Raw genomic sequence first — 17701 nt, forward strand, 5'->3', positions numbered from 1 at the left:
CTCAGTCTCCCTGTTGACCTTTTTCAGGTTCGGTTTTGATGAGAACAGAGGCATTGCGCCCCTTGCTCCCCTCGATCGCGGAAAGGGCCGGCCGCAGCTTGTGGCCAGTCCCTTCCAATATCTTCTCGGCTGCATCGGCGCTGGCGGCGCCGGCGGCGAGCAGAATAGCGGTCTTGACGACGCCGCCGCTCCTTTCGAGCAGGCGCGCCGCCTCGTCCTTGTCGCGCCCGCTGACGGCGGCGACGATGCGTGCGGCGCGGTCGCGCAGCTTGATGTTGTCGGCCATGAGGTTGACCATGTAGCCGTCATGGACATGGCCGAGATGGATGGCGGCGAGCGTCGACAGCATGTTGAGCGCGATCTTCTGGGCGGTGCCTGCGCCCATGCGCGTTGAGCCGGCAATCAGCTCCGGCGGCGTTTCGAGCATGATGGCGATGTCGGCCAGCCGCAACAGCGGCGCATCCCTGTTGTTGGCGATGGCAATGGTCGCCGCACCGCGGCGCCTGGCGTCCTCGATCGCCCTGACTGCATAAGGTGTCGAGCCGCTGGCCGAGACGGCGATCAGGCAGTCGCCCTTGCCGATGCGGGCGGCGGCAACTGCTGCCGAAGCTTCCTCGGTGTCGTCCTCCGGCCCGCCGGCCAGTGTCTTGAAGGCCTCGTCGCCGCCGGCGATCAGGATGGCGATGCGGTCGCGTTGGATGCCGAAAGTGCCCGGCAGCTCAAGCGCGTCGGCCAGTGCCATCAGGCCCGAACTGCCGGCAGCCGCATAGGCGAGCTTGCCGCCGCTTTTCAGTCTGCTTGCGATGATTTCGGCTGCCGCGGCAATGGCAGGAATGGCGCCGTGCACGGCCTTGGCGGCCTCGATCTGTGCGTTGGCCAAAGAGGAAAGGACGGCTTCCGGGGCCTGGATATCCAGTCCCTCGGCATTCTGGTGAAGCGCTTCGGTGCGCGTTTCGGCCATCCGCTTTCCTCCAATCGAGAAAACCATACCAAAAAAATACCACTTGTCCACACGCATTAATGAAATCCTTGCGGCAGTGCAGGCTTGCGAACGAAATTGGCTGATTTTCCAACAAACTACGCCTTAACTTTTTTGAAACGGAAATTAATCCTTGGCTATTGGTATTTTATTGGTATTATCCGCCCGGAGGAGAAATCGCGTGAAATTCGTGCTCGGCATCGATGGCGGCGGCACCACCTGCAGGGCGGCTCTTGCAACGGCCGACGGCATCGTCCTCGGCCGCGCCAAAAGCGGTGCCGCCAACATCCGAACCGATCTCACCGGCGCCAGGACGAACATCGTCGACGCAGCGCAGCAGGCCTTTGTCGCCGCGGGCAGGGATCCCGCACTGATCCCGCAAACTCCGGCCGTTCTCGGTCTTGCCGGCGCCAATGTCGGCACCTACCGGCAGCAGCTCGAAGCGATCCTGCCGTTTCGCATCAGCCGTGTCGAGACCGACGCCGAGATCGCGCTGGAAGGCGCGGTTGGCTCCGGCGACGGCGCCATGGCCATCCTCGGCACGGGCACCGCCTATATGGCACGCAAACAAGGCAAGTCGCGCGCCATCGGCGGCTGGGGGTTCCAGGTCGGCGACCAGGGCAGCGGCGCCCGTATCGGCCGCGACCTGCTCGAGCAGACGCTGCTCGCCTATGACGGCATCCGCCAGGGATCACCGCTGACGGAGACCATGCTCGCCATCTTCCGCAACAATCCCGAGGATCTGGTCGAATTCACCACCAACGCCAAGCCCGGCGATTTCGGCGGCTTCGCGCCCAAGGTGTTCGAACATGCCGAAAAAGGCGACGTCGTCGCTATCTGGATCCTCGACAAGGCGGTCGCCGATGTCGAAGCAGCGCTTGGCGTGCTCGACCTGGGCGGCGGCGATCCGCTCTGCCTGCTCGGCGGGTTGGCGCCGCTTTACGCGCCGCGCCTGTCGGCCCGCTACCGGGCGCTGCTGAAACCGCCGCTGGACGACGCGCTGGGCGGCGCGGTTCAGATGGCGGCTCGGATTTTCGCAAACACGGCGGAGGCAGCTCGATGAGTGAGGCCGCCGACCAGATATTCGCGGCGCTGAAACAATCGTCGCAGAGTGGCGCGCCGCTCTATCTGCAGCTCAGGAAGAGTATCGAGGATGCCGTCAAACGCGGGCTGATCGGACCTGGCGATGCGCTGCCTTCCGAGCGCGACATCGCTAGCAAGGCCGACATTTCGCGCGTCACCGTGCGCAAGGCGGTGCAGGACCTGGTCAAGGGCGGCATCCTCGTCCAGCGCCATGGTTCCGGTACCTTCGTTGCGCCACGTATGGAGCGCGTCGAGCAGTCGCTGTCGATGCTGACCTCGTTTACCGAGGACATGGCACGGCGCGGCATGGCGGTGCGTTCGGCTTGGCTCGACCGCGGCCTCTATCCGCCGTCGCCCGACGAGATGATGGTGCTCGGCCTGGCGTCGAACGAATTGGTGGCGCGCGTGGCGCGCCTTCGTATCGCCAACGACACGCCGCTGGCGATCGAGCGCGCCTCGCTATCGACAAGCGTGCTGCCCGATCCGGCGGCGATTGGTTCGTCGCTCTACGCCGCGTTGGAAAAGACCGGCAACAGGCCGGTGCGGGCGGTGCAGCGCATTTCCGCCACCAATCTCGGCGATAGCGACGCACAGCTGCTGGAAGTACCGCCGGGCATTGCCGGCCTGCACATCGAGCGTATCTCCTATCTGGCGAGCGGCAAGGTGATCGAGTTTACCCGCTCCATCTACAGGGGCGACGCCTATGATTTTGTCGCCGAACTCCGGCTGAGCGGGCCGGGCGAAGAGGGCCGGCCATGACCGCGACAACGACCCATATGCGGCGCGAGATCGAGGAGATCCCGGAGGCCACCGCCCGTCTGCTCGATGGCTCGGCCGCGGTGCTGACGGAAGCTGGACGCGGCATTCGCGAGCGCGACCCGAATTTCGTCGTCACCGTGGCGCGCGGCTCGTCCGACCATGCCGCGACCTTCATGAAATATGCCGTGGAGTTGACCGCCGGGCTGGCGGTTGCATCGGTCGGCCCGTCGATCGCCTCGATCTATGGCGCCAAGCTGAAGCTGGGCGGCTCGGCCTGCCTGGCGATCTCGCAGTCCGGCAAGAGCCCGGACATCGTTGCAATGGCGCAAGCGGCGAGGACCGGCGGTTCGCTGACCGTCGCCATCACCAACACCGCCGATTCGCCGCTGGCGCGGGCTTCGGACTACGCGATCGACATCCTGGCCGGACCGGAGCGCAGCGTCGCGGCGACGAAGACCTTCGTCAATTCAGCCGTCGCAGGACTCGCCTTGATGGCGCATTGCACCGGCGACGAGAAACTCCTGGTGGCGCTCGCGCGCTTGCCGGAGCATTTTCGCAAGGCGATCGCCTGCGACTGGATGGCGCTGGCCGGGGCGCTGGAGACGCAAAAGTCGCTGTTCATTCTCGGCCGCGGCCCGTCGGCGGCGATCGCCAACGAGGCGGCGCTGAAATTCAAGGAAACCTGCGCCATGCATGCGGAAGCCTATAGTGCCGCCGAGGTCATGCACGGCCCGCTGGCGCTGGTCGGTCCCGGTTTCCCGGTGCTGGCGCTGGCTGCTCGCGATGCGTCCGAGCCATCGGTGGCCGATGCCGCCGACAGCCTGGCCGGCAAGGGCGCTGCCGTCTTTGTGACGTCGAACAAGGCAAAGAGCGCTCAGCGCCTGCCGCATGTCGCAACCGGTCATCCGCTGACCGACCCGCTGACGCTGATCGTGTCGTTCTATGGTTTCGTCGAGGCTTTTGCCCGCCATCGCGGCCTCGACCCCGACACGCCGCCCAATCTGCGCAAGGTAACGGAAACCCTATGAGCGACCGTTTTGCCCTGACTGGCGCCCGGATTTTCGATGGCGAGGACTGGCACGACAATGCGGCGCTTGTCGTGCGCGACGGCCTCGTCGAGGCCATTGTTGCCGCCGGTGCCATTCCATCCGATGTTGCGCGTATCGAGACCGGCGGCGGCATGCTGGCGCCTGGCTTCGTCGATCTGCAGGTCAATGGCGGCGGCGGCGTCATGCTCAACGACCATCCGGACGTCGCCTCGATCGAGACCATCTGCCGGGCGCACGCACCCTTCGGCACGGCGGCGCTGTTGCCGACGCTGATCACCGACACGTCCGAGATCACCGCCGCGGCGGCTGCGGCCGGAGCCGAGGCGGCACGGAGGAAGGTGCCGGGGTTCCTGGGCCTGCACCTCGAAGGGCCGCATCTGTCGATCGCCCGCAAGGGCGCACATGACCCGGCTTTGATCCGGCCGATGCTAGACTCCGACCAGACGATGCTGATCGCCGCACGGAAAGACCTGCCCGTGCTGCTGACGACGGTGGCGCCCGAATCCGTCGAGGCCAGCCAGGTGTCGGCGCTTAGCAAGGCCGGCATTGTCGTCAGCATCGGCCATTCCGATACCGGCTATGCCACGGCTCGCGCCTTTGCCGAGGCCGGCGCAACGGTGGTCACCCATCTGTTCAATGCGATGAGCCAGATCGGCAATCGCGAGCCGGGGCTGGCGGGCGCCGCAATCGATACAGGCACATTCTATGCCGGCATCATCGCCGACGGTATCCATGTCGATCCGGCCACCATGGCCATCGCCTTGCGCGCCAAGCAGGGGCCGGGCAAGATCCTGCTCGTTACCGATGCCATGGCGACGATCGGCACCGACATGACCTCGTTCACGCTGAACGGCCGCACCATCCACCGCAAGGATGGCAGGCTGACACTTGCCGACGGCACGTTGGCGGGCGCGGACCTCGACATGATTTCCGCAGTGCGCTTCATGCACCGCGTCGTCGGCCTCGACCTCGACGAAACCTTGCGCATGGCCTCGCTCTATCCGGCGCAGGCGATCGGCCAGTCGCACCGGCTCGGGCGCTTCGCCAACGGTACCGCGGCCAACATCGTTTCGCTGTCGGACGATCTGGACATTAAAAGCGTCTGGATCGATGGTGCCAGGGTTTTTGCAGGCAGCCCTGCTCGTTAGGGTTAGCCGGCTTTGGACGTATAGAGGTCCTTGTAGGCTTCGCGCAGCAGGTTCTTCTGCACCTTGCCCATCGTGTTGCGCGGCAGTTCGTCGACGAAGATCACCCGTTTCGGATGCTTGTACCTGGCGAGGTGCCCGGCGATGGCCTCGACGATCCCTGCGGCGCTGATGGTCGAGCCCGGCGCCCTCACCACGACAGCGGTGACGCCTTCGCCGAAATCCGGATGGGCAACGCCGATGACAGCGCTTTCGGCGACGCCAGGCAGCGCGTCGATCTCGCTCTCGACTTCCTTTGGATAGATATTGTAGCCCCCGGAAATGATCAGGTCCTTGCCGCGGCCGACGATGTGGACATAGCCGTCAGCATCGATCAGTCCGAGATCGCCGGTGATGAAGAAACCGTCGTCACGGAACTCCGCTTTGGTCTTTTCCGGCATGCGCCAGTAGCCGCAAAAGACATTGGGACCCCTCACCTCGATCATGCCGACATCGCCCTTGGCAAGTGTTTCGCCGCTCTCGGGGTCGGTGATGCGCAGGGAGACGCCGGGCAGGGGAAACCCGACCGTGCCGGCACGCCGCTCGCCATCATAAGGATTCGACGTGTTCATGTTGGTCTCGGTCATGCCGTAGCGCTCGAGGATGGCGTGGCCGGTGCGCTCTCGCCAGGCTCTGTGCGTCTCGGCCAAAAGCGGCGCCGAGCCGGAAATGAACAGGCGGATGTTTTTCGCCGCTTGCCGGTTCAAACCGTCCTGCTGCAGCAGGCGGACGTAGAATGTCGGCACGCCCATCAGCACGGTGGCGCGCGGCAGCAGCGAGACGATGCGGGCCGGGTCGAATTTGGTTTCGAACAGCATCGAGGCGCCGGCCATCAGGACGACATTGGTGGCGACGAAAAGGCCATGCGTATGGAAAACCGGCAGCGCGTGAATCAGCACGTCTGCGGCAGTGAAGCGCCAGAGGTCGACCAGCACCCGCGCATTGGAGGCGAGGTTTTCGTGGCTGAGCATGGCGCCTTTCGAACGGCCGGTGGTGCCGGATGTGTAGAGGATCGCAGCAAGGTCGTCCGGTCCGCGCGCCACGTCGTGGAAGTCCATGGCCGCCTCAGAGGCCCGATCGGTCAACGAACCCTCGCCCTTGCTGCCGAGTGTCGCGACCGCAGCGCCCGAGGTCTGCGCCAAAGCGCCGATCTCGGTCACTCGCGCCGGGTCGCAGACGATCAGTCGCGGCTCGGCATCCCTGAAGAAATAGTCGAGCTCGGTCAGCGTATAGGCGGTGTTGAGCGGCAGGAAGATCGCGCCGGCACGCAGACAGGCGAGATAGAGGAAAATGGCCTCCGGGCTCTTCTCGACCTGAACGGCGACGCGGTCGCCGGCTTCGACGCCCAGCTGCGACAGCACATGTGCCAGTTGAGCGGAGCGCGCCAGCATTTCGCCATAGCTGATCGAGCGCCCGTCCTCTGCCTCCATCAACAGGCGTCCGGGCGTGGGCATCCGGGCACGGAAAGCATCGAACAGATGGTTGCTCAAAAGTCCCCCCGAGCGGCTGTCTCCGGCCGAACGGCGGCGGTCAGCCGGCCGCCTTGTCCGCCGCTGCCCTGATTGCCTCGATGTTTGCCCGATAGGCTGCGACGCTGCCGCCCTTGAAAATGGCCGCACCGGCGACCAGCACGCTGGCGCCGGCGGCGGTGACCAGGGGCGCAGTTTCCGGCGAAATGCCGCCGTCGATCTCGATCCGGATCGGCCTGTCACCGATCAGCGCCTTCACCCGCTTCACCTTGTCTACGATCGCCGGAATGAAGGCCTGGCCGCCGAAGCCCGGATTGACCGTCATGATCAGGATAAGATCGAGCCGGTCGAGCACGTATTCGATCATCGTCTCCGGTGTCGCGGGGTTGAGTGACACGCCGGCCTTCTTGCCAAGGTTTTTGACCGTTTGCAGCGACCGGTCGAGATGTGGCCCGGCTTCGGCGTGCACCGTGATGCCGTCGCACCCGGCCTCAGCGAAGGCGGCCAGATAGGGGTCGGCGGGGGCGATCATCAGATGGCAGTCGAAGAAAGCCTTGGTGCGGTTGCGGATCGCCTTGATCACCGGCGGCCCGAAGGTGATGTTGGGGACGAAATGCCCGTCCATGACGTCGAGATGGATCCAGTCGGCGCCGGCGGCCGCCACCGCCTCGACCTCGTCGCCGAGCTTCGAGAAATCGGAAGCCAGCACCGATGGCGCGATCAGGGTTTTTTTGCTCATGACGCGGTCTCCCCGAACGCCTCGGTTTACGGCCCCTCTGTATCGCCTGCCTAGACCATGAGTCGAGTCCGGAAAGTGGAAGCCGGTTTGTCCTTCCGCTGATGCCACGGCTTCAGGTTTTCGCTGCTCTTTCATCTGCCAGCCAAAGAAAAACCCGCCGGATCGCTCCGGCGGGGTTTTCTTGATCGAATGATCACCGTTTTGAAGTTCGCGTGCGATCCTATTGCTCGAGCTGCGGCTTGCGCCTTGGCAGCTGCTGAAGAACATCTGGATTCAGCAGCAGGCTCGGTTTGCGGATCGGCTGGCACTGGCCATTAATCGGCCGCGCGCCCGGTGCGCACTCCAGCCGCGGTTTGCGGCAGGCGCCGTCGCGCAGCTCTGTCCCACGCGGGCAGACGCAGACGCCACGCTTGTTGTGGATCTGACCAGGTATCGAGCACTCCACCACAACAGGCTTCTTGCGCCTGCAGGCATTGCCTTGCACTTCCGTGCCTTTCGGGCAGACGCAATCGCCTCCGGCGTCGTGGATCTGGCCGCGGATGGTGCACTGCTCCGGCTTCGGCTGGATTGGCCGGCAGACATTGCCCCTGACTTCCGTGCCCCGCGGGCAGACGCAATCGCCTGCGGCGTTATGGATCTGGCCCCGAATGGTGCACTGCTCGGGTTTCGGCTGGATTGGCCGGCAGGCATTGCCTTTGACTTCGGTGCCCCGCGGGCAGACGCAATCGCCGGCAGCGTCGTGGATCTGGCCACGGATGGTGCACTGCTCGGGCTGCGGCTTGCTGCCCACGCAAGCGCCGTTCTCCAGCTCGGTTCCGCGCGGACAGACGCAGCGTCCGTCTTCGGTACGGATCTGGCCTTTGAGCAGAACGCAAGGTTTTGGCTTCGGCACGATGACCGTGCCGCCCCCGGACGAGCATTGGCCATTGCGGAAGGTCGTGCCGGGCGGGCAGACGCAGTTGCCGGCGTCGTTCATGACGAAGCCTTGCGAGCATTCCTTCTTCACCTCATTCCTGATGGTGAAGGGATGGCAGGCATAGGCCTTGCCGCGATCACCCTGCACGTCGGCCGCACCGCGGGACAGCACGTCGCCACCGCCTTGCACCGGCGTGTTCGGGGACAGCACGCCGACACAGTTCTGGCCGTTGACAGTGCCCTGCAGATTGGCCAGACGGCCATCGTCCGGAATGATCACGGTCACCGTGTGCAGGTGGCTTTCCCCGGCGCCGAGCGTCAGTTGGGCGATGCAGGACAGAGGCAAGATTGCCGGCTCCGGCGAGCAGCCGAAGGGCGGATCGATCGAGGTGATCGCAACGCCTTCCAGCCGGCCGAGGCCTTCGACGCCGATCGCATCGCCGAGGCGAACCGGACCGGAGAAGGCGCTCGCGCCATCGTTCGTGATGGTGATCTCGAACGAGCAGGGCTGGCCGGGCTTGCACTCGGCATCACCGGTCTTCTCGACGCGGATGGTCGAGGCGCCGCTGCCCTTGGCGCAGGCCTGGCCGATCGGATAGACGATGTCGTCTCCCGGAGCCGGGCCGTAGGAGCCGCGTGCGCAGTTCTCGAATTCGCCGTTCGCGGCAACGGTCACGTCGAAATGGCGGCTGGTTCCAGGCGTCATGACGGCGCCGGGAATCTGGCACGACAGCGCATTGGCCGGAACCGGTCCGCAAGCCCATTCCGCGCCGTCTGGGGTGACGGTCTGGATCTGGACCGGCGCTCCGCCGGCTATCAGCGTCGCGGCATCGTTGACCCGTACCGGACCGGTCGGGGCAGTGGTGCCGAGACTGATGACGGTAATGCGGCAGGAAACGACCGCAGCACCGGCCAGCGAACCATTGCAAACCTTGGTGATGCGCAGGGCCGGCTGGCCGGCATTCGGATGACGGATGCGTTCCTTGGCGCAGGCCCTGTTGTTGGTGATGTCGTTCTCACCGGGAATAGCTTTCACCTCGGCGCAGTTCTCGACACTGTCGGGCCGGTAGTTGGCCGGCATCACCGCCCTGACGAAGATCGGCGTCGAGGCGCCAGGCAACAGCACGATGCCGGCATTGTCGCAGCGGAACTGGCCGGGGCCGTTCGGTCCGCATGTCCATGGCGGCGTCGGGCCGAAGGTCGAGGATGCCGGCACGCCGCCCGGATAGGTATCGACGACCGTCAGCGGCCCATTATAGGGGACGCTGCCATTGTTGATTATGTCGACCACGAAGGTGCAGACGCCATCGGCCGAACAGAATTCGGTGCGGGCGCGCTTCTTCAGGATCAGGTCGACCTTCTTCTCCACCGGCGGCCGGCAGTTGCGATCACGATCGCCACGCCGGCAGACCGGGATCGAAGCACAGCCGCGATCGTTTTGCTGGCTGCCGAAAAGCGGCTTGCCGCTGGCGCCGTAATTGTAAGTGGCGCAGTTGCGCAAGGCGCTGCCTCGCCAGCCTGCGGCCGGCTTGAAGCCGAGCTTGAGGTCGACAGAGGCACCCGGATTGAGCGTGGTCACCGGATGAGTGCAAATCATCGGGGTGGTTCCAGGCGCGCAGACCCAAGGCGGGTTCGGCCCTGAATCGAGGGTGGAGCCAGCCGGCAGGGTGACTTCGTTGAGCACGATCTTGCCGTGGTAGGGTGCATCGCCGACATTGGTGACCCTGATGGTGAAGTCGCAGCCGCCACCCATCGTGCAACGTTGCACGTCGGCGCGCTTTTCGACTTTCAGATCCGGTTCCTTGTCCTTCGGTGGGCAGCGCTGATCACGCGGGATGACGATATCGACAGTCTGCGTACAGCACAGGCCCCAGCCCTCCCTCGGGCCGGCATAGGTTTCGACACCGGTGACGATGATGTGGATGACGTCGCCGGGTGAAGCGCCGACGATCTTCCAATTGAGCACACCGCCGCCCGCCGGCACCAATTGCGTGTCGGGAATGATGGGGATGCCGGGTGTCGTCGTCGAAAGCTGCACCCATTTGCCAGCCATCTCCGGGCCGACCGGCATGTGGTAGATGAAGGCGCCGCCGCCGGGCACGCAATCAACCGTGCCTCGCTCCACCTTGAAGCATCCCTTGCCGGGAGGTGGAGGCGGCGGGTTGCAGTTGGTGACGTCGATCTTGATCGAGGTCTTTGCACCCGTGAGGTAATTGCCGTCGTCCGGCTTGCCCGGGTCCTGCGACGGGATTTCGATGCCGGCGCCGCGTTCGCGGCTAACCTTGACCAGGCCCTGGTTGTGAACGATCGTCGGCGACGGAAACGCCGCATGGTCGATCTTGGCGGTGATCTGGAAGGTGACGGCGCGCTCGTTCGCAGCGCCGTTGCCGTCGAGATCGCTGGCGGAAATCCGGAAATCGGACACCGTCGCGGTATCGTCCGGGCCAGCCGAACTGCTGATCGCAGCACCGGGCAGCGGTCCGCCGGACGCATCGGTGCCGTCGCCGGTCACATATACGCCGACGATGCGCAGGCCGTGCGGGAGCTGGTCCCTGAAATCGAGCCTGACCTTTTTCAGCATGGCCGCGAGGCCGGGGCTGGCAAAACCCTGCGGATTGCCGCGCAAGCCAAAGCTCAGCGAATAAACGACATAGTCGCAGCCTCGCTGGGTGCCTTTCTTGGTGAAGAAGGGCACGACCCGGCCCGGCTCCGGATTGACGATGCGAGGATTGTCGAAATCGAGCTTGGTATCGGGAATGACAGTGCCCGCATCGGCAGGCTTGGTCTTGGCCGGAGCAAGGTCTTCAGCGAAGCCTTGCAGCGGACTCAGCATGGCGACCGCGATACCGGCCGCCATCAGCCAGCGCACACCGCGCCTGGCGAGTGACAGGGGTTTCACGATGGTCTCGATGACGAATGATTGTTTGCCGGTTGATTGGCTGCTTGTCGCAGGCGGGAAAAATGCGAGATTGCTCATCTTCCCCTCCTCACGGTTCGCAGCTGACGGCTGGGGTTCTGAGCGGCAAGGTCATCTTGCAGCAAGGGTAGTAGCCACCCTTGTCGCTATCGGACTGCCTGTAGAAGCAGAGCCCGACATCGACCGTATCGCCAGGGTAATGGCCGGTGATGCCGATCGTGTACGGCGCGCCGGGCGCATGCGACAGAGGTGAAGTCACCCCAACGCCAGGCGTCCTGGACAGAGCCTTGATCGAATCGCCGCCAAAGCCGGCATGGTCATGGAGATAGAGTTCGGCCTCGAGGCCGGAGGGCGTGCAGAAATACCTGACATCCTCGACATCGAGGCAAGGAGGCAGATTGCCGGGGGGCGGAAAGTCCGGCGGATAGAACGGTGGCAGATAGCCGCCCGGCACCTGCTCGTAATAGCCGGCACGGCCTTCGCAGGGGCGCCAGACCTCGACGTCGCCGACATGGCCTTCGACTTCCGGGTCTTCGAAATAATTGTCGAAGTCGACGAACCACGAGCCGAAAGGCGGCATGTCGGCCGGCTTGGCCAGTGACGTCGGCCTGATTTGCACGCCGTGCACGGCGAGCGGCCCGCCGGCTGCGAGTTGTTCGGCAAGCTCCGGGTTGTCGCGCAACTTGTCGCCGGTATCGACCAGCGTGTCGGTGCAGACGCCGGTATCGAGATTGCCTTCGGCATCGTAGCCATATTGCAGGTCGAGGCCGCCGGCCGACTGTCGGTTGTCTTGCGGGAAGCCGACCGCATATTCCTGCGGCACTTCCACCCAGGCCGATTCCGTCGCCGGATCGTCCGGAATTTCGCGCCAGTAGCGGATGACCTCACCCTTGCCGGAATCGGCGAACTGGCTGTAGTCGTAGCGGTTCTCCATCGGGCCGCGCTGGGCCAGGTACATGAAGCCTTCGTTGTCGAAGGCGATGTCGGTGACCGCGTAATCCTTGTCGGCCTTGACCGTCAGTTCCCAGCGCGGGTCGCCGGCGAAACTGCCGTCGCCGGCAACGCCTACCGACCAGATCTCCGCCTTATCACCGACCGAATAATAGAGCCGGCCGCCACGATAGGCGACCGACCAGACGCGGCGCTCGTCCTGCGTGTAGCCCCAGCTGTCGGGGTCCTCGCTGTCGAAGGCAGCACCCTGGATGTCAATCACCGAGCCGTCGTCGGCAACGGCGGCAAGCCCGTGCGCCGGGCGACCGGCTATGCCGTGGTCGAACGTGTCGAGCAGCGCGCCATTGGCGTCGATGCGGTGGATGAGGCCGGTGTCGAGATCGCTGGCGAAGAACTGGCGGTGGATATTGTCGAAAGTGACGTCGCCGATGCCGGGACCGCTATTGGCGTCGATATCGGCGAATTTCGAGACGGCGCCGGTGATGCCGTCGATCTTCCAGATCGTTCCGGGGCCGCCGCCGTTTTCGGTGCCGAACTGGCCGTCCATGAAGACAGCGTCAGCCGTGCCGCGGCGCTGCCGCTCCGGCCGGCCGTCGGCGTCGCCGTCTGGCGTGACTATGCGGATGCCGTGCAGCGACGTGGCGCCGGCATAGAGGTTTGGAATGGCCGATGGGACGCCGTCGCGCACGCCGTCGTCGTAGGTGATGCCGAACACCTGGCCGATTTGCCCGGCTGTGACCTCGAACGGTGGCGGGGTGAAGACCAATTGGCCAGACGCCGGCCCGCCCAGCCTTGAGACGTCGAAGATGCGCAAGGTCGCGCGCGCCGTGTCGATGAAGGTTTCGTCGACGGGATCGACGCCCGGCGGCAGGCCTTCCTCGAAATTGGGAATGATGGTGCCGGAGAATCCGGTCACTGCCATCGAGCCGGGATAGATGATCCGGGTTTCCTGAGCCTGGGCCGAGCCACCGAGCCAGAGCCCAGCGGCGAGCGCCAGGATCGACAATCCGCTGGCAGCCTGGATGGCGCGGCGCAAACGGCCGGCACGAGAGCGCACGAACGCGCCGTGATCGCAAGACATGGATCTCCCCCCACAGGTCATGGGAGAAACATCCGGTCCCGGCGCGCAAATCAGGGCAAGGCGCGGCGTTCCGGCACGTTCATCCCTGATCGAATTGTCTGCTTTCCTCAACGTCACGATACGCCTGCGTCCGCGCAGGGTCAACGGAACCGGCGAAAAGCCCAGCGCATCAACCCGGTCCCGAAGGCGATGGTCGCGCTGAGCTCCTGCTGTTCCCGGAGACCATGGAGCCTCTGGATCTGTGGTCATGGGGCTTTCCTTTCCGGGGCCGCACCACGCGGCACCTGAGCGTCAGTCGCGGGGCGAGGCGGAAAGGTTCATGGGCCGGGGCCGGGCCGGCTGGATCACCGTCGGAAAATACGGGCCTGCCGGTCCCGAATCCGATCAACCGCGATGAATGGTGAACGCCTTGCGCAGAATGCTTGCGCGCCACGCAGCCTGTTCTTATATACGCGCCAAGCCGTCCAGCGCCGAATGCCGGTTGCCGGAGCGGAATTTCTTGTGAACAGGGGCTTTCGTCGGAACGCCTGTACGGGTCCTGAGAGCCTGCTTAGCGGAGAGATTAGAGAAATGGCAAAAGTAATCGGTATCGATCTGGGAACAACCAACTCCTGTGTCGCCATCATGGACGGCAAGGAATCCAAGGTGATCGAGAATGCGGAAGGCGCCCGCACGACCCCTTCCATCGTCGCCATCAACAGCGACGGCGAGCGCCTCGTCGGCCAGCCGGCCAAGCGCCAGGCGGTTACCAATCCTGAGAACACCATTTTCGCGGTCAAGCGCCTGATCGGCCGCCGCTACGACGATCCGGTGACGGAGAAGGACAAGAAGCTTGTCCCCTACAAGATCGTCAAGGGCGACAATGGCGACGCCTGGGTCGAGGCCGGCGGCAAGAAGCAGTCGCCTAGCCAGATCTCGGCGATGATCCTGCAGAAGATGAAGGAAACGGCGGAGGCCTATCTCGGCGAGAAGGTCGAGAAGGCAGTCATCACCGTTCCGGCCTATTTCAACGACGCCCAGCGCCAGGCGACCAAGGATGCCGGCAAGATCGCCGGCCTCGAAGTGCTGCGCATCATCAACGAGCCGACGGCGGCCGCGCTTGCCTATGGACTGGACAAGAAGGAAGGCAAGACGATTGCCGTCTATGACCTTGGCGGCGGCACGTTCGATATTTCGGTGCTCGAAATCGGCGACGGCGTGTTCGAGGTGAAGTCGACCAATGGCGACACCTTCCTCGGCGGCGAGGATTTCGACATGCGTCTGGTCGAATATCTGGCGGCCGAGTTCAAGAAGGAACAGGGCATCGACCTGCGGAACGACAAGCTCGCCCTTCAGCGCCTCAAGGAAGCGGCTGAAAAGGCCAAGATCGAGCTGTCGTCCACCACGCAGACCGAAATCAACCTGCCCTTCATCACCGCCGATGCCACCGGCCCCAAGCACCTGACGCTGAAGCTGACGCGGGCGAAGTTCGAGAGCCTGGTCGAGGATCTCGTCCAGCGCACGATCGATCCTTGCAAGGCGGCGCTCAAGGATGCCGGCCTGAAGGCCGGCGAAATCGACGAAGTCGTCCTGGTCGGCGGCATGACCCGTATGCCCAAGATCCAGGAGATCGTGAAGCAGTTCTTCGGCAAGGAGCCGCACAAGGGCGTCAACCCGGATGAGGTCGTCGCGTTAGGCGCCGCTATCCAGGCCGGCGTGCTGCAGGGCGACGTCAAGGACGTGCTGCTGCTCGACGTGACGCCGTTGTCGCTCGGCATCGAGACGCTGGGCGGCGTATTCACGCGGCTGATCGAACGCAACACGACGATTCCGACAAAGAAGAGCCAGGTGTTCTCCACGGCCGAGGATTCGCAGTCGGCGGTGACCATCCGCGTCTTCCAGGGCGAGCGTGAAATGGCCGCCGACAACAAGGCGCTCGGCCAGTTCGATCTGGTCGGCATCCCGCCTGCGCCGCGCGGCGTGCCGCAGATCGAGGTCACCTTCGACATCGACGCCAACGGCATCGTCAACGTCTCGGCCAAGGACAAGGGCACCGGCAAGGAGCACCAGATCCGCATCCAGGCGTCCGGCGGCCTTTCGGACGCCGACATCGAGAAGATGGTCAAGGACGCCGAGGCCAATGCCGAAGCCGACAAGAAGCGGCGCGCGCTGGTCGAGGCCCGCAACCAGGCCGAGGCGCTGGTGCATTCCTCGGAGAAGTCTCTGAAGGAATACGGCGAGAAGGTTTCCGAGGCCGACCGCACGGCGATTGCCGATGCGATCGCGGCGCTGAAGACCGCTGCCGAAGGCGACGATGTGACCGAGATCGAGGCCAAGACGCAGACGCTCGCCGAAGTCTCGATGAAGCTCGGCCAGGCCATGTACGAGGCTTCGCAGAAGGAAGCCGCCGAGGCCGACGCCAAGGCTGATGCCGCCAAGGACAGTGACGTCGTCGATGCCGACTTCGAGGAAATCGACGAAGACGACGAGAAGAAGAAGTCGGCCTGAACCGCCTGACGGTACAGGTAAGGGAAAAAGCCCGGCGCACAGCCGGGCTTTTTTGCAACCCTTTGCCGGAAAAAACGCTGAGCTGCCCGAAAAAATGCGGACAAAGCCTCGTAGACACTGGCATCGCGGCTCCATCACACCTAAATCGGAACAGCGTGCCGGCAAACGACGCAACGATGCTTCAAGACGTTGACTATCCGGACTGCGGGAAAACATGAAAGCTGATTTTTACGAAACGCTAGGCGTGCAAAAGGGCGCCGACGAGAAGGAGCTCAAGAGCGCTTTTCGCAAGCTCGCCATGCAGTTCCATCCCGACCGCAACCCAGGCGACCATGCCTGCGAGCACAAGTTCAAGGAAATCAACGAAGCCTACGAGACACTGAAGGACCCGCAGAAGCGCGCCGCCTATGATCGCTTCGGCCACGCCGCCTTCGAGCACGGCGGTATGAATGGCGGGGCGCAAGGCTTTGGCGCCGGCGGCTTCGCCGACATTTTCGAAGACATTTTCGGCGACATGATGGGCGGGCGCCAGCGCCGCTCGTCCGGCGGCCGCGAGCGCGGCGCCGACCTGCGCTACAATATGGAAATTACGCTGGAAGAGGCATTTTCCGGCAAGACCGCGCAGATTCGGGTGCCAGCCTCGATTTCCTGCTCGGAATGCTCGGGCAGCGGCGCCAAGCCTGGCACCCAGCCCGTCACCTGCTCGATGTGCAACGGCCACGGCAAGGTGCGCGCCACGCAAGGCTTCTTCTCGATCGAGCGCACCTGCCCGCAATGCCAGGGGCGCGGCCAGACCATCAAGGATCCGTGCCCGAAATGCGCCGGCCAGGGCCGTGTCACCGAGGAGCGCTCGCTGTCGGTAAACATCCCTGCCGGCATCGAGGATGGCACCCGCATCCGGCTGGCCAATGAGGGCGAGGCCGGCCTGCGCGGCGGCCCGTCGGGCGATCTCTACATCTTCCTCGCGGTCAAGCCGCACGAATTCTTCCAGCGCGACGGGGCCGATCTTTATTGCAAGGTGCCGATCTCGATGACGACGGCAGCGCTTGGCGGCTCGTTCGAGGTGACGACACTGGACGGTACCCAGACGAAGGTGAAGGTGCCGGAGGGCACCCAGAACGGTCGCCAGTTCCGCCTCAAGGGCAAGGGCATGCCTGTGCTTCGCCAGCCCAATATCGGCGATCTCTACATCCAGACCGTGGTTGAGACGCCGCAGAACCTTTCGCGCCGTCAGCGCGAATTGCTGGAGGAATTCGAGCAGCTTTCCTCAAAGGACAATTCGCCTCAGTCGAGCGGATTTTTCGCCCGCATGAAAGACTTTTTCGAGACGTTCGGCGAGCACTGAAGCTGATCCCTGGAAACGCTTCCCGAGCGTCATCAACACCTTATCCGGGGATTCGCCTTGTCTTGCACCTCGTAACTGCTAAGTAGCATCCGAGGGAGCGTTGAGGAGGACTTTCGATGACGCGTAGTCCCGGACTGCGAAAGACGCTGGCGGAAAAGTTCGATGACGAGCTGAAGTTCTTCAAGGGCTGGATCGACAAGCCGAAGGCGGTCGGTTCGATCGTCCCGACCAGTTCCATCACCGCAGGCAAGATGGCCTCGATCGTCGATCCGACATCCGGCCTGCCGGTGCTCGAGGTCGGGCCCGGTACAGGCGTCATCACACGCGCCATCCTCGCCCAGGGCATAAAGCCTGAGAATCTCTACGCGGTCGAATATTCCACTGATTTCGTGCGCCATCTGCGCCAGCTTTATCCAGGCGTCAACGTCATCGAGGGCGACGCCTTCAATCTCGACGCGACGCTTGGCGACAAGCGCGACCTGATCTTCGATTCCGTGATATCGGGGGTGCCGCTGCTCAATTTCCCTGTCGCCCAGCGCATCGCCTATGTCGAGAGCCTGCTCGACCGTATCCCGGCCGGCCGGCCGATCGTGCAGCTGACTTACGGGCCGCTGTCGCCGATCCCGCCGGGCCGCGGCGACTATACGGTCGAGCATTTCCATTTCGTCATCCGCAACATTCCGCCGACGCAGCTTTGGATCTACCGACGCGGGGCCGCATGAATTGAAGCGTTGGGTTTGAAT

12 protein-coding genes are annotated in these 17701 nt (G+C 64.2%); 7 read left to right on the forward strand and 5 right to left on the reverse strand.

The genetic code is table 11. The features are described from left to right. Position 1 precedes the first annotated feature (1 nt). A complete protein-coding gene (locus NKH30_RS14055; protein WP_352771461.1) occupies positions 2–961 on the reverse strand; it encodes an N-acetylmuramic acid 6-phosphate etherase in 960 nt (319 codons plus the stop codon). A gap of 199 nt (positions 962–1160) precedes the next feature. On the opposite strand from NKH30_RS14055, the gene NKH30_RS14060 reads away from it, so the two are divergent. Genes NKH30_RS14060 through nagA form a run of 4 tightly spaced genes read left to right on the forward strand, consistent with a single transcriptional unit; the run spans position 1161 to position 5018 of the window. After that, positions 1161–2042, forward strand: a complete 882-nt coding sequence (locus tag NKH30_RS14060; protein WP_352995869.1) for a glucosamine kinase nucleotide-binding domain-containing protein — start codon at positions 1161–1163, stop codon at positions 2040–2042. Next, positions 2039–2821, forward strand: coding sequence for a GntR family transcriptional regulator (locus tag NKH30_RS14065; RefSeq protein WP_352472800.1), 783 nt, complete (start codon positions 2039–2041; stop codon positions 2819–2821). Before NKH30_RS14060 ends, NKH30_RS14065 begins: the two co-directional genes overlap by 4 nt. Next, positions 2818–3849 (forward strand): SIS domain-containing protein, encoded by a 1032-nt coding sequence (locus NKH30_RS14070; protein WP_352614239.1) that lies wholly within the window; start codon positions 2818–2820, stop codon positions 3847–3849. The genes NKH30_RS14065 and NKH30_RS14070 overlap by 4 nt, the downstream gene beginning before the upstream one ends. Further along, the gene (gene nagA, locus NKH30_RS14075; protein ID WP_352771457.1) at positions 3846–5018 is read left to right on the forward strand and encodes an N-acetylglucosamine-6-phosphate deacetylase; all 1173 of its coding nucleotides are present in this window, start codon (positions 3846–3848) and stop codon (positions 5016–5018) included. The genes NKH30_RS14070 and nagA overlap by 4 nt, the downstream gene beginning before the upstream one ends. A 2-nt stretch (positions 5019–5020) precedes the next feature. Here nagA and NKH30_RS14080 read toward each other — a convergent pair whose 3' ends face one another. From NKH30_RS14080 to NKH30_RS14095, 4 genes are all read right to left on the reverse strand, one after another. Beyond that, positions 5021–6544: a malonate--CoA ligase gene (locus NKH30_RS14080; protein WP_352979564.1), complete on the reverse strand. Its 1524-nt coding sequence runs from the start codon at positions 6542–6544 to the stop codon at positions 5021–5023. A gap of 40 nt (positions 6545–6584) precedes the next feature. Continuing rightward, positions 6585–7262, reverse strand: a complete 678-nt coding sequence (rpe, locus tag NKH30_RS14085) for a ribulose-phosphate 3-epimerase (protein WP_352472804.1) — start codon at positions 7260–7262, stop codon at positions 6585–6587. 220 nt (positions 7263–7482) lie between these two features. Continuing rightward, positions 7483–11154: a DUF7929 domain-containing protein gene (locus NKH30_RS14090; protein ID WP_352995871.1), complete on the reverse strand. Its 3672-nt coding sequence runs from the start codon at positions 11152–11154 to the stop codon at positions 7483–7485. Between the two features lie 10 nt (positions 11155–11164). Next, complete coding sequence (locus NKH30_RS14095) at positions 11165–13126, reverse strand: hypothetical protein (RefSeq protein WP_352995873.1); 1962 nt, start codon at positions 13124–13126, stop codon at positions 11165–11167. 570 nt (positions 13127–13696) lie between these two features. Between NKH30_RS14095 and dnaK the strand changes: the two genes are divergently transcribed. The 3 genes from dnaK (at position 13697) to pmtA (ending at position 17680) form a co-directional block, all read left to right on the forward strand. After that, entirely contained in the window at positions 13697–15613 is a 1917-nt protein-coding gene (gene dnaK / locus NKH30_RS14100) for a molecular chaperone DnaK (protein WP_023679851.1), read from the forward strand. Between the two features lie 214 nt (positions 15614–15827). Continuing rightward, the gene (gene dnaJ, locus NKH30_RS14105; protein WP_023679852.1) at positions 15828–16958 is read left to right on the forward strand and encodes a molecular chaperone DnaJ; all 1131 of its coding nucleotides are present in this window, start codon (positions 15828–15830) and stop codon (positions 16956–16958) included. Between the two features lie 116 nt (positions 16959–17074). Further along, positions 17075–17680: a phospholipid N-methyltransferase PmtA gene (pmtA, locus tag NKH30_RS14110; RefSeq protein WP_023679853.1), complete on the forward strand. Its 606-nt coding sequence runs from the start codon at positions 17075–17077 to the stop codon at positions 17678–17680. Positions 17681–17701: the final 21 nt, after the last annotated feature.

This window comes from Mesorhizobium sp. M1273, from assembly GCF_040318195.1.
Taxonomy (GTDB): domain Bacteria; phylum Pseudomonadota; class Alphaproteobacteria; order Rhizobiales; family Rhizobiaceae; genus Mesorhizobium.